The organism is Phenylobacterium sp., from assembly GCF_036263695.1.
In the GTDB taxonomy this organism is placed as follows: Bacteria; Pseudomonadota; Alphaproteobacteria; order Caulobacterales; family Caulobacteraceae; genus Phenylobacterium.
This window is the reverse complement of sequence record NZ_DATAGM010000025.1, coordinates 1-11,727: the sequence shown is the minus strand read 5'-3', so window position 1 is coordinate 11,727 and position 11,727 is coordinate 1. Positions and strand designations below refer to the sequence as shown.

The 11,727-nt window shown below is 71.2% G+C and carries 12 protein-coding genes; 8 read left to right on the top strand and 4 right to left on the bottom strand.

What is annotated here, in order from left to right:
• On the top strand, positions 1 to 628 hold a 628-nt coding region (locus VHK87_RS00920), incomplete at its 5' end, for an MFS transporter (protein WP_329633017.1).
• 77 nt (positions 629 to 705) lie between these two features.
• Complete coding sequence (locus tag VHK87_RS00915; RefSeq protein WP_329633016.1) at positions 706 to 1,332, top strand: TetR/AcrR family transcriptional regulator; 627 nt, start codon at positions 706 to 708, stop codon at positions 1,330 to 1,332.
• Here the strand turns inward: VHK87_RS00915 and VHK87_RS00910 are convergent.
• Positions 1,282 to 2,169, bottom strand: coding sequence for a TetR/AcrR family transcriptional regulator (locus tag VHK87_RS00910; protein WP_329633015.1), 888 nt, complete (start codon positions 2,167 to 2,169; stop codon positions 1,282 to 1,284). The two genes, VHK87_RS00915 and VHK87_RS00910, sit on opposite strands and share 51 nt — an antisense overlap.
• A gap of 139 nt (positions 2,170 to 2,308) precedes the next feature.
• On the opposite strand from VHK87_RS00910, the gene VHK87_RS00905 reads away from it, so the two are divergent.
• Complete coding sequence (locus VHK87_RS00905) at positions 2,309 to 3,559, top strand: acyl-CoA dehydrogenase family protein (protein WP_329633014.1); 1,251 nt, start codon at positions 2,309 to 2,311, stop codon at positions 3,557 to 3,559.
• Here VHK87_RS00905 and fixJ read toward each other — a convergent pair.
• Positions 3,521 to 4,123, bottom strand: coding sequence for a response regulator FixJ (fixJ, locus tag VHK87_RS00900; RefSeq protein WP_329633013.1), 603 nt, complete (start codon positions 4,121 to 4,123; stop codon positions 3,521 to 3,523). The two genes, VHK87_RS00905 and fixJ, sit on opposite strands and share 39 nt — an antisense overlap.
• Positions 4,116 to 5,600 (bottom strand): PAS domain S-box protein, encoded by a 1,485-nt coding sequence (locus VHK87_RS00895; protein ID WP_329633012.1) that lies wholly within the window; start codon positions 5,598 to 5,600, stop codon positions 4,116 to 4,118. Before VHK87_RS00895 ends, fixJ begins: the two co-directional genes overlap by 8 nt.
• Before the next feature lie 167 nt (positions 5,601 to 5,767).
• Between VHK87_RS00895 and mobA the strand changes: the two genes are divergently transcribed.
• Together mobA and VHK87_RS00885 are read left to right on the top strand one after the other, a co-directional pair.
• The gene (mobA, locus tag VHK87_RS00890) at positions 5,768 to 6,343 is read left to right on the top strand and encodes a molybdenum cofactor guanylyltransferase (protein WP_329633011.1); all 576 of its coding nucleotides are present in this window, start codon (positions 5,768 to 5,770) and stop codon (positions 6,341 to 6,343) included.
• Positions 6,344 to 6,612: 269 nt separating this feature from the next.
• Positions 6,613 to 6,900 (top strand): hypothetical protein, encoded by a 288-nt coding sequence (locus VHK87_RS00885; RefSeq protein ID WP_329633010.1) that lies wholly within the window; start codon positions 6,613 to 6,615, stop codon positions 6,898 to 6,900.
• On the opposite strand, the gene VHK87_RS00880 is transcribed toward VHK87_RS00885, so the two are convergent.
• Positions 6,893 to 7,675 carry a helix-turn-helix transcriptional regulator gene (locus VHK87_RS00880; RefSeq protein ID WP_329633009.1) on the bottom strand — a complete coding sequence of 261 codons (783 nt, stop codon included), beginning with the start codon at positions 7,673 to 7,675 and terminating at the stop codon, positions 6,893 to 6,895. The two genes, VHK87_RS00885 and VHK87_RS00880, sit on opposite strands and share 8 nt — an antisense overlap.
• A 131-nt stretch (positions 7,676 to 7,806) precedes the next feature.
• On the opposite strand from VHK87_RS00880, the gene VHK87_RS00875 reads away from it, so the two are divergent.
• The 3 genes from VHK87_RS00875 to VHK87_RS00865 all read left to right on the top strand — a co-directional run.
• Positions 7,807 to 10,170, top strand: coding sequence for a TonB-dependent receptor (locus VHK87_RS00875; RefSeq protein WP_329633008.1), 2,364 nt, complete (start codon positions 7,807 to 7,809; stop codon positions 10,168 to 10,170).
• Positions 10,171 to 10,175: 5 nt separating this feature from the next.
• Positions 10,176 to 11,357, top strand: a complete 1,182-nt coding sequence (locus tag VHK87_RS00870; RefSeq protein WP_329633007.1) for an acyl-CoA dehydrogenase family protein — start codon at positions 10,176 to 10,178, stop codon at positions 11,355 to 11,357.
• Between the two features lie 13 nt (positions 11,358 to 11,370).
• The coding region (locus VHK87_RS00865) for an oxygenase MpaB family protein (protein WP_329633006.1) at positions 11,371 to 11,727 on the top strand (357 nt) is incomplete at its 3' end.

Genomic DNA, 11,727 nt, shown 5'->3' with positions numbered 1-11,727 from the left:
TTTCGAGGCTTACTTTTGGGAGTTCACGCCCGACCAGCTGGCGCTGATCACCGGCGGCGGGATCGTCGCCTCGGCGCTGGGGGTCACGCTCGCCCCCATCGTCTCGCGCACACTGGGCAAGAAGCGCGGGGCGCTGATCGTCTGGACGATCTCGCTGACGCTGGCCTCCGCCCCGATCGCACTGCGCCTTGCAGGTCTGATGCCGCCGAACGGCTCGGACGCGCTGCTCTACATCATGATCGGCGAGAGCGTGTTCCAGGGGACCGCGGCGCTGACCACCGGCATCCTGCTCTCTTCCATGCTGGCCGACGTCGTCGAGGACAGCGAGGTGCGCACCGGTCGGCGCTCGGAAGGCCTGCTGTTCTCCGCCGACAGCCTGCTGAAGAAGACGGTGTCCGGCCTCGGGGTGTTCACCTCGGGCCTCCTGCTGACCTTCGTCGGCTTCCCGCAGGACGCCAAGCCCGGCCAGGTGGACCCGGAAGTGATCCGCAACATGGCGGCGGTCTACCTGCCGATCGTCATCACCCTCTACCTCGCGGCCATCGCCACCCTGTTCGCCTTCCGCCTAGACAAGAGCGCCCACGAGGAGAACCTGCGCAAGCTCGCCTCAAGTCCGGGGGCGGTCTAAAGGTTGCGTTGAACCATGATCGACGACCCGAGGCCGATGAGCACCTGCCGGACCTTCGCCCTGAGGCTGGCGCGCGCGTGACCGCGGTCCGTAAGCGGCTGCGGCGGGGCCGCCGGCTGGCGCCGGAAGAGCGGCGTGAGACCCTGCTGCAGGTCGCCTCCGAACTCGTGCTGGAGCAGGGGTTCCTGCCCATCGGCGTGCAGGAGCTGGCGGACGCGGCCAAGGTGAGCAAGGCGCTGGTCTACCGCTACTTCCCGGAGCCGCACGACCTCTACAACGCGCTGGTGGAGCGCGGATTCGACGAGCTGCTCGCGGCCGGGCTGGACGCGGCGGCGCGGCGGGCCGACCTGGCGGACGCGGCGACCGCGGCGGCCGAGCTCTATTTCCGGCAGGTGGTCCAGACCGGGCCGGTGATCCACATCATCCTGCGCGACCGGTTCATGGCCGGGCGGCTCTCGCCGCGGACGGCGGCGGTGCAGGGGCGGATCGCCCGTCGGTTCGCACGGGGCCTGCGGCGCGAGTTCGAGCTTCCGTTGGGCGAGTGCATCGCCTGCGTGAGCCTCGGCATGACCCTGCCGGAGGAGTGCGGGCGGCTGGTCTACCAGGGCGAGCTGGACGAGGCGCGCGGGGCCGAGGTCTGCCGCGAACTCGTCCTAGGCGTCGTCGACGCCGCCCGACGCCGTGGGGCGGAAGCGCGCCGCTAGCCGCCGGTTGCCGGTCTCGACGATGTCGGCGGCCAGCGCCTCGGCCACCGGCAGGTCGAGCCGCCCGCGCGCCAGAAGGCGTCCGGCCCGCAGAACCAGGCTGGTCAGCACCGTGGTCGCGGCGCGGGCGACATCGTCGGGAACGCGGTGGCTGCGGCTGAACCGGTCAGCGACGATGGCGGTGTTGGCGGCGCGCAGGGCCCGCTGTTCGCGGCGTAGCCCGCGGCGCACGGCGGGCGCGCTCTGCAGGGTCTGCAGCAGCACGCCGCGCTCGGCCACCTGGCGCAGGTAGGTGACGGTCGACAGCCGCAGGCGGTCGGCGGGCCGGCTGGCGGTCTCGACCTGGGCGACCTGGGCCGCGCGCACGGCCTGCAGCTCGCGGCGTGCGAGCTCCACGAGCAGGTCGTCCACGGCCGGGAAGAAGTGGTAGGCCCGCGGCGCCGTCAGCCCGGCTTCCCGGGCCAGCCGCTTGATGGTGAGCGCGTGAATGCCTTCGCGCACGATGATCTGCGCGGCCACGTCCAGCAGGTGGGCGCGCCTGTCTTCGAAGGCGAGCCGCGCGCGGGGGCGGCGGGTGACCGACCGTCCCGGAACGATCGGGACCTTCTCGCCCACGCCGTGGGGCGCCGGCGGCAGCGAAGGGGGCTGCGGCGCCCGCCCGGCCTTCGCTTTCGCCCAGTGGCCGCGGGTAGGGTAGGGGATGGCGGTCCGGTCGCAGATCTTCGCCAGGCCGCTTGCGCTGACGCCCAGCTCGCCGGCGACCTTGGATAGTGGCTCGCGCCAGACCCGCTCGAAGAGTTCGGCGCGGGTGAGTTCCGTCGGCGGCGAGGCGCGCATGCGGCCCTCCTTTCCCCGCCAGCATAGCCGTGTCGCGGCCTGGCTCAACGAATGCTCAAGCCGGCTCTGTCGCCGCTCACTTGATGACATTCACACTAATTACTATAGGAAGGCTGCCCCAGCGGAACAGGATGGACAGATGCAGGCGCCACTATCGACTCGCGATGCGCTGGAGGCCTTCCGGCTCGAGGCGCGGGCGTGGCTGCAGGACAATTTCCCCGGCGTGCTGGCCGGGCGGGCGCCGCAGTCGGGGCAGGCCGAGCCGGACGAGGCGGATTTCGGTCTCTGGCGCGCGCGCCTGTGCGCCCAGGGCTGGGGCACGCCCACCTGGCCCAAGGCGTACGGCGGCGGCGGGCTCACGCCCCAGGAGGCCCGGGTCCTGCGCGAGGAGATGCGCAAAGTCAGCGCCTGGAACCCGATCGGCTGGTCCATGGGCGTGCGGATGCTGGGCCCGACCCTGCTGGAATATGGGACCGAGGCGCAGAAGCAGCGGCACATCCCGCCGATCACCCGCGGCGAGACTCGCTGGTGCCAGGGCTATTCCGAGCCGAACGCCGGATCCGACCTCGCCTCGCTCCAGACCCGGGCCGAGGACAAGGGCGATCATTTCCTCGTCAACGGCCAGAAGATCTGGACCTCCGGCGCCCAGTACGCCGACTGGTGCTTCTGCCTGGTGCGGACCGATCCCACCCGCAAGCACGACGGCATCTCCTTCCTGCTGATCGACATGCGCTCGCCGGGCGTGGAGGTGCGGCCGATCCTGCTGATCGCCGGCCGCTCGCCCTTTTGCGAGACGTTCTTCACCGACGTGAAGGTGCCCAAGGAGAACCTGGTCGGAGAGCTGAACGGCGGCTGGACGGTCGGCAAGCGGCTGCTGCAGTACGAGCGCCAGCGCAACGAGGACGCCCCCCGCCGGGCCACCGAGCAGCGCCCGATCGAGGAGGTGGTCGCCGAGTACGTCGGCCGGGACGTCCACGGCCGGCTGGCCGACGCCGACCTGCGCATGCGGCTCGTGCGTCACGTCATGGAGCGGCAGGCCTTCAACCTCACCATGCAGCGCACGATCGCCGAGGCGACCGGCGGCGGGCCCACGGCGGCGACCTCGATCCTGAAGAACGTCTCCTCGCTGCTGGTCCAGGAGCGCGCCGAGCTGCTGGTGGAGGCCATGGGCGCCCAGGGCCTCGGCTGGGAGGGCGAGGCCTTCACCGCCGGGGAGCTGGCCTGCGTGCGCGAATGGCTGTCGGGCAAGGCCAACACCATCTTCGCCGGCTCCTACGAGATCCAGAACAACATCATCGCCAAGCGCATCCTCGGTTTGCCGGAAGGGGTCGCCCGCCGCAGCCGTGATCGCTCAGAAGCCGGCGAGCAGCGCCATGCGGACAAGCTCTGAGAGGCTGCCGGCGCCGGTCTTGGTCATGACGTTGGCGCGGTAGACCTCCACCGTGCGCGGGCTGATCCCCAGATCGAAGGCGATCACCTTGTTGGGCTTGCCGGCGACGATGCCGCGCAGCACATCGGTCTCGCGCGGCGACAGCTGCTCGAGCAGGGCGTGGAAGCGGCGGCGCTCGTCCTCCTCCTCGGCCTGACGGCCCCGGCTGGAGATCGCCGCGCGGATGGCGGCCAGCAGCGCCTCGTCGTCGAAGGGCTTTTCCAGGAAGTCGACGACTCCGGCCTTCATCGCCTCCACGGCCAGCGGCACGTCGCCGTGGCCGGTGATCATGATCACGGGGTGCGGTACGCTGCGCTCCTTCAGCCGCCGTACCAGCTCCAGCCCGCTCATCTGCGGCATTCGCACGTCGCTGACGATGCAACCGGGGGCCGGATCCCCGGCCGCCAGGAATTCCACGGCGGACTCGTAGGTCGCCGCGGTCAACCCGGCGCTGTCGAGCAGGAAGGTGAGGGACTCCCGCATCGCCGGGTCGTCGTCGATCACGTGCACAACGGGCTCAGTCACTGTCGCTCAGCTCCTCCAGGCGCGCGGCGCGCAGGGTGAAGTGGAAGTCGGCGCCGCCGCCCGAGTTGGATTCGACCCAGATGCGGCCGCCGTGCGCCTCGACGATGGTGCGCGAGATAGACAGCCCCACGCCCATGCCCTGGCTCTTGGTGGTGATGAAGGGCTGGAACAGCTGACCCTCGATTTGCGGGCTGATGCCGGGGCCAGTGTCGGAGACGATGATCTCGACCATGTCGTCGGGCGCCGGGCGGGTCGCGACCCGCAGCTCGCGCAGGGGCGCTTCTTGCATGGCGTCGACGGCGTTGCGCATCAGGTTCAGCACCACCTGCTGGATCTGCACCTTGTCGGCCAGCACGAGGTCCGCGCGGCGGTCGAGGTCGTAGCGGACCCGCACGCCGTACTCCTTGGCCCCGAGCAGGGCCAGGGCGCCGGCTTCCTCGATCAGCTGCGGCAGGCTCTCGATGCGCCGCTCCACCTCGCCGCGGGCCGCGAAGTCGCGCAGCCGGCGGATGATGGTCCCGGCCCGCAGCGCCTGCTCGCCCGCCTGGTTGAGCGCGCCCTTCAGCTTCTCCGGATCGCCCCGCCCGCCGTCGATCAGCCGCACGCACCCCTTCACATAGTTGGCGATCGCCGACAGCGGCTGGTTGAGTTCGTGGGCCAGCGCCGAGGCCATCTCGCCCATGGAGGTCAGGCGCGAGACGTGCACCAGCTCCGACTGCAGGTCCTGCAGCCGCCGCTCGGTGGCCTGCCGCTCCGACAGGTCGCGCACGAAGCCGGTGAAGTAGCGCCGCTCGGCCGAGCGCATCTCGCCCACCGCCAGCTCCATGGGGAAGGTCGAGCCGTCGCGGCGCTCGCCCACCACCACGCGGCCGATGCCGATGATCCGACGCTCGCCGGTGGCCAGATAGCGCTGCAGGTAGCCGTCGTGCTCCTCCCGGTAGGGGCCAGGCATCAGCATGCTGACGTTGCGCCCCACCGCCTCGGCGGCGGTCCAGCCGAACAGCCGCTCGGCGGCGGCGCTGAACGACTGCATCAGCCCCTTCTCGTCGATGACGATCATCGCGTCGGGAATGGTGTCGAGGATCGACTGAAGGTGCGCCTCACGCTGGCGCAGCTCCTGCAGCGCCTCTTCGCGGCGGGCGACCGTGCGGCGCAGGTATTCGCCGGCGATCCCTGCCCCCAGCCCGATGGAGAGGAAGGCGAGGGTGCTGACCCTGTCGGTCAGCAGGAACGAGCCGGTGATGGCGGCGAGCGCCGCCAGCGCCACGCCGGTGGCCACCAGCGCCGGCCCGAGCCCGCCGACGGCCGCGCTGATCGCCACCGCCGGCACGAACAGCAGGAACAGGGCCTGGTCCTGCAGCTCGGCGTCGAGCAGCAGCCGCAGGGCCGCGGTCGCCAGGGTCGCCGCGAGCGCGAAGGCATAGCCGGTCAGCGGACGGCGGACCGGTCCTCTCGATGATGTGCGTCGCTCGAACACGTGAAGGGCCGCCGTCCCCGGTTGCGAGGCAACCTAGCCAACTCCCGGAGTCGGCGCGACGATCCGGTAGGCGGAAGAGGTAGGGCCCGAGCCGGCGCGCGCATATTCCGGGATTGCGCGTAAGTAGTTGTACGGAGGAGCAGGATTTGGAGGAGCGGGAGGCGGGGTTGCGCCTGGCGGCCGTGGTGCTGGCCGGCGGCGAGGGGCGGCGCATGGGCGGGAACAAGCCGCTGCGCGCCTGGCGGGGAGAGCTCCTTCTCGAGCATGCCCTGCGCAAGGCGCGCGGCTTCGCCCCGACCGTGGCGGTCGCGCTGCGCTCGCCCGAGCAGGCCGGCGCGGCCGGCGTCCCGCTGCTGATCGACGATCCGGGCTTGGCCGGCCCGCTCGCCGGCCTCGCGTCGGCCATCTCGTTTGCGCACGACGCGGGGGCCCAGGCCGTCGTGACCTTGCCGTGCGATGCTCCGCTGGTCCCGGAGGAGCTGGCGGCGCGGCTCGGCGCAGCGCTCGAGCCGGGCGATGGCGTCGCCATGGCCGTCAGCCACGGCCAGTGGCAGCCCACCTGCGCGCTCTGGCGCGCGAACCTGGCCGCCCCGCTCGCCGCCTACGCCGCCCGGGGAGGCCGGTCCCTGCGTGGGTTCGCCGAGGCGGCGGGCCTGCGCCTGGTCGATTGGGGCGCGCCGGAGCCGGACCCCTTCGCCAGCGCCAACACCCCGGAGGATCTCGCCCGGCTGGGCGGGGTGTAGGTCCACAGGAACGGCCCGTCCGGCCGGCCAGCTTGGCGAGAGGGCCGCGTTGGAATAGAGTGTGCCGGTCAGCCCCTGAGGGAAGCTCGTCGGATGCGCCGCCTGCGCGACACCGCTGCGACCATGATGATTACCACCGGCCATACCGGACGGGGGCGATCGCGCGCGGGCTGACAGCCGCAGAGATCTGAAGGACTTCAACCCCGCTCCGCCAGGAGACGGGGTTTTTCAATGCCGTGTCCGGCCGGGCCGACCCACGGAGAACGTCAATGTCCCATAGCCCGCCGCTGAAGGAGATCGCCGCCGCCACGCGGCGTTTCGTGCTGAGCCTAGCTCCGGACCGACCCCGACGGGTCGAGGCCTCGGTGGCCAGCCCGGCCGGCATGCCGCTGCTCTGCGCCGTCGAGGCCGCGCTGGCCGAAGCGCTGCCCGCCCGGGCCGCGCAGGAGCTGGTGTGGCTGACGGCCGGCCAGGAGGAGGGCGTCCACAAGCTGCGCCTCCTGGCCTACGGCCCGGGCGACGAGCTGCTGGCCGAAGCGGCGCACGAGTTCAGCTGAGGTCGGCCGCGTTCGCCGGGCGCGGCCTCGGCTCGGCGCCGATGTAGCCGAGAGCGGCGGCGTGGTGGATAGCCTGCGAGCGGCCAGCGACCCCGAGCTTGCGGGCGGCGTTGCCCAGGTGGAAGCGGACAGTGGGGAGGGAGATGCCGACGATGCCGCCGATCTCTCCGTCGGTCTTCCCGGCGGCGGCCCACTTCAGGCACTGGATCTCGCGCCGGGTGAGGCGGACGGGCACGGCGGCAGGCAGGCCGCCTGCGGCCTCGTCGTAGGCGCCGATGAAGCGCAGCGCCAGGGCGTGCAGCCGCTCCGCATGGGCGGCGAACACATGCTGGACGTCGATCTCTGGATCCGGGCTCGCCCAGACCACCGCGCCGATGATGCCGCCCGGCAGGTGGGCCGGAGCGACGATCGCCGCCCCGACGCCGCTGGCGATCGGCCCATCGGCCTCGAGCGCGCGCAGCGCGCCGTTGGGCCGCCAGGAGCCGAACCGCCCGGCCCGGAACCAGAAGGGCTCGGAGCAGCTGCGCGAGGCGTGCACGAAGACTGAGCGCAGGGCGAAGCCGCGGTCCTCCCAATAGCGCAGGTCCGGGTCCAGCCAGCGGAAGGTGGTGACCGCGAACGGCCGCCCGTCGACGCCCCGCATCGGCTCCGGATCGCCGATGTCGGCGGAGGCGGCGTTGTAAGGCAGGCCGATCTCGGCGCCGACTTGCGCGACCTCACGCGCGAGACGGTCGGCGATTGCGAGCAGATCGCACGGCTCGGCTTGTTCGACCATGTGCGGCCGGCAGCCCCCCTATCACTTCCGATAGCTTGTTACCTGCGGCGCCGCTCCGCAAGCTGCCTTCGTCGCCCGGCGCGGGCGGCCAAGGATCAGCGCCCGGCGAACGGGCGGATGGGAGGAAGACCATGAGGCTCCGCAACTGGTGGGCCTCCGCGGCCGTCGTCGCTCTGGCGGGCGCGGGCTCGCCCGCGCTGGCGCAGGCCGACACGGAGGTGGAGACGGTCATCGTCACCGCGCAAAAGCGCGAGCAGAACCTGCAGGACGTGCCGATCGTGGTGACCGTCGTCACCGGCGAGCAGTTGCAGGACGCGGGCGTGAAGGACGTAAAGGACCTGCAGGTCCTGGCTCCCGGCCTCTCCGTCACCTCATCCACCGGCGGCGCGCAGACCTCGATCCGCATCCGGGGCGTCGGGACGATCGGCGACAATCCGGGTCTGGAGTCCTCGGTGGGCACCGTGATCGACGGGGTCTACCGGGCTCGCAGCGGCGTTGCGTTCAACGACCTGGGCGAAGTGGAGCGCATCGAGGTGCTGAAGGGCCCGCAGGGGACCGTGTTCGGCAAGAACACCTCGGCCGGGGTCATTAACGTCATCACGGCGCTGCCTCAGTTCGAGTTCGGCGGCGCCGCCGAGCTGACGGCGGGGAACTACGACGCCAAGGGCGCCTCGATCAGCCTCACCGGGCCATTGTCGGAGACGCTCGCGGGGCGGATCTTCGCCGCCAAGCGGGTGCGCGAAGGCTTCTATGACGTGCGCAACGGGGCCGGGCCTAGCCGCCAGCCGGACAACGACGACCAGGACGTCTGGACCGTCCGCGGCCAGCTGCTCTGGCGGGCGAGCGAGACCCTGACCCTGCGGTTCCTGGCCGACTTCACCCAGCGTGACGAGCACTGCTGCCTGAACGTGATCACGATCCCCGGGCCGACCGCCGCGATCATCGACGCCCTGGCCGCGGACGAGGGGCTGCTGCGGCCCGCCGATCCCTTCCGGCGCCTGGCCCACGCCAACCGGGAGTCCAACCAGCAGATCGAGGACAAGGGCCTCTCCCTGCAGGCCGACTGGGAGATCAGCGATGACATCACCCTGACCTCGATCACGGCCTGGCGCGACTGGCTGAACCGGCAGGCCAACGACATCGACTTCTCCAGCGCGGACATCTGGTACCGGCCCGAGGACGGACGCACCTTTTCGGAGTTCGAGGTGTTCTCGCAGGAGCTGCGGGTGGCCGGCGTCGCCGGACCGCTCGACTGGATGGTCGGCGGCTTCTTCTCCGACGAGCGGCTGAAGACCAGCGCCTTCACCCCTTACGGGACCTCCTACGAGACCTACTTCAGCCTGCTGCTGTCGCAGGGCGCCAGCCCCACCGCGGTGTCGGCGCTGACCGGTCTGCCGGCCGGGACCAACTACCGGCCAGGGGAGGGCGCCTACGACCGGTTTGATCACGAGAGCCGCGGCTGGGCGCTGTTCACCAACAACACCTGGCACGTGAGCGAGGCGCTCGAGGTCACCTTCGGGCTGCGCTACACCTCCGACACCAAGGACGTCTTCGCCCAGTATCGCAACACCGCCCCGGGGGCGGCCTGTGCGGCGGCGATCGTGCGGCCGATCCCGGCGGCGGCGCGGGCGGCTCTCTGCGCGCCGGGCTCCGACCCAGCCTTCGACAACGCCGACACGCGCCAGGAGCGGACCGAGGAGCGGCTCGGCGGCACGGTGAAGGTCAGCTACCGCTTCAACCCCGATCTGATGGCCTACGTCTCCTACGCGTCCAGCCACAAGAGCGGCGGCTTCAATCTCGACCGGGCGAGGTTCGCGCCAGGGGTGATCAACCCTGACACCAGCTTCCCGGCCGAGACGGTGGACGCCTACGAGGTAGGCGCGAAGAGCCAGCTGTTCGACAACGCCCTGATCCTGAACGCCGCGGCCTTCCACCAGACGTTCGAAAACTTCCAGCTCAACACCTTCACGGGCATCAGCTTCGTGGTCGCCTCGATCCCGGAGGTGACCTCCAAGGGCGTCGACCTGGACGCAGTCTGGCGAACGCCCATCCACGGGTTGACCTTCACCGGCGGGGCGACCTATGCGGTGACCCAGTACGGCGACTTCGTGCCCGGCGCGGGCGTGGGGCCGAGGCTGCCGGGCTCGCGGTTGTCCTACGCACCCCTGTGGTCGGTGTCCTGGTCGGGCGCCTACGAGCGGGAGATGGGCTCGAACCTGAAACTGAGGGCCAGCCTCTCGGGCCGCTACACATCGGCCTACAACACCGGCTCTAACCTCGACCCGCTCAAGATCCAGAAGGAGCTGACCCTCTGGAACGGGCGGATCGGCGTGGGCGCGGCGGACGACCGCTGGACGCTGGAGCTGTTCGCCCAGAACCTGACCGACGAGGACTACTACCAGGTGGTCGTCGACCAGCCGCTGCAGTCGGGCACCTTCGCCGCCTTCCTCGGCGCGCCGCGCACCTGGGGCGTGACGCTGAGGTCGCGGTTCTAGGCGGCGTGGACCTCGAGCTGACGCCGGCGGACCTCGCCTTCCGGGACGAGGTCCGCGCCTTCCTGGCGGAGACGCTGACGCCGGACCTGCAGCGCGCCGGCCAGCGGGCGACCAGCGTCTTCACCGATCCGCGCCACAGCCTGCCCTGGCAGAGGATCCTGCACGCCCGCGGCTGGGCGGCGCCCAGCTGGCCCAGGGCATATGGCGGGCCGGGGTGGAGCGAGGTGCAGCGCTACATCTTCGCCGCCGAATGCGCCAAGGCCGGCGCGCCGAACCTGGCGCCCATGGGGCTTCGCATGGTCGGGCCGGCGATCATGGGGTTCGGCACGGTCGAGCAGAAGGCGCAGCTTCTGCCGCGCATCCTGTCGGGCGAGGACTACTGGTGCCAGGGCTATTCCGAGCCGGGCGCCGGCTCGGACCTGGCGGCGCTGCAGCTTCGGGCCGAGAGCGACGGGGACGATTACGTGCTGAACGGCTCGAAGATCTGGACCACCCACGCACAGTTCGCCAACCGAATGTTCTGCCTGGTGCGGACGCGTTTCGAGGGCAAGCCGCAGCAGGGGATCACCTTCCTGCTGCTGGATATGACCAGCCCCGGGATCACCGTGAAGCCGATCGTCACCCTGGCCGGCGAGCACGAGGTCAACCAGGTCTTCTTCGACAATGTGCGCGTTCCCAAGGCCGGCCGCCTGGGCGGGGAGAACCAAGGCTGGACTGTCGCCAAGTACCTGCTGGAGTTCGAGCGTGGCGGGGGCGCCGCCCCCGGCCTGCAGGTGGCGCTCGGCCGGACCGGGGCGCTCGCCGAGGCGGAGGATCTCGACGACCCGGCCTGGCGCCGCCGGCTGGCGGAAGCCGAGATTGCGGTCCAGGCGATCGACATCTCGGAGCGGCGGGTGCTGTCGGCGCTGGCGAGCGGCGCCAACCCCGGCTCGGCGGCCTCGATGCTGAAGATCAATGGGTCCGAGGCGATGCAGCGTATCGACGAACTGGCGGTGGACGCGGCGGGCGCCTACGCCGCCGTGGACCAGCCCGATGCGCGGGGGCCTGACGCTAACGTCCCCGCCGTGGGCCCGGAGCACAGCCTCACTGTCATGGCCCGCTATCTGAACGACCGCGCCGCCTCCATCTATGGCGGGTCGAACGAAATCCAGAGAGACATCATCGCCCGGCTGGTGCTCGGGTTGTGAGGAAGGAGAGGCGATGAGCGCGCTCGAGGACATCGGCCAAACTGCCTGGAGCCGCTTGCCGAACTCGCCCATGAGCGGCGGCAAGGTGAACTACCTGGAGCCGAAGGGCGACCCGGGCTTCTTCGGGCCGGGCTCGATGGCCTGGCGGGTGCACGCCAACCCCATCGCGCTGGCGGTCGGCGGGGTGGCGGCGGTGATCCTGGAGCTGGCCGAGCCGCGGGTGCGCACCGGGGTCTGGGAGCACTCGACTTTCAAGTCCGACCCGCTGACCCGCATGCAGCGGACCGGCGACGCGACGCTGATCACCACCTACGGCCCCACCAAGGCCGCCGAGGCGCGGATCGCCATGGTCACGCGGATGCACGAGCGG

Bases quoted from the DNA above. Each gene is read 5' to 3' on its own strand.
- VHK87_RS00905 (WP_329633014.1), top strand. From the start codon at position 2,309: ATGCAGGCGCCACTATCGACTCGCGATGCGCTGGAGGCCTTCCGGCTC.
- VHK87_RS00875 (WP_329633008.1), top strand. From the start codon at position 7,807: ATGAGGCTCCGCAACTGGTGGGCCTCCGCGGCCGTCGTCGCTCTGGCG.
- VHK87_RS00910 (WP_329633015.1), bottom strand. From the start codon at position 2,169: ATGCGCGCCTCGCCGCCGACGGAACTCACCCGCGCCGAACTCTTCGAG.
- VHK87_RS00885 (WP_329633010.1), top strand. From the start codon at position 6,613: ATGTCCCATAGCCCGCCGCTGAAGGAGATCGCCGCCGCCACGCGGCGT.
- VHK87_RS00880 (WP_329633009.1), bottom strand. From the start codon at position 7,675: ATGGTCGAACAAGCCGAGCCGTGCGATCTGCTCGCAATCGCCGACCGT.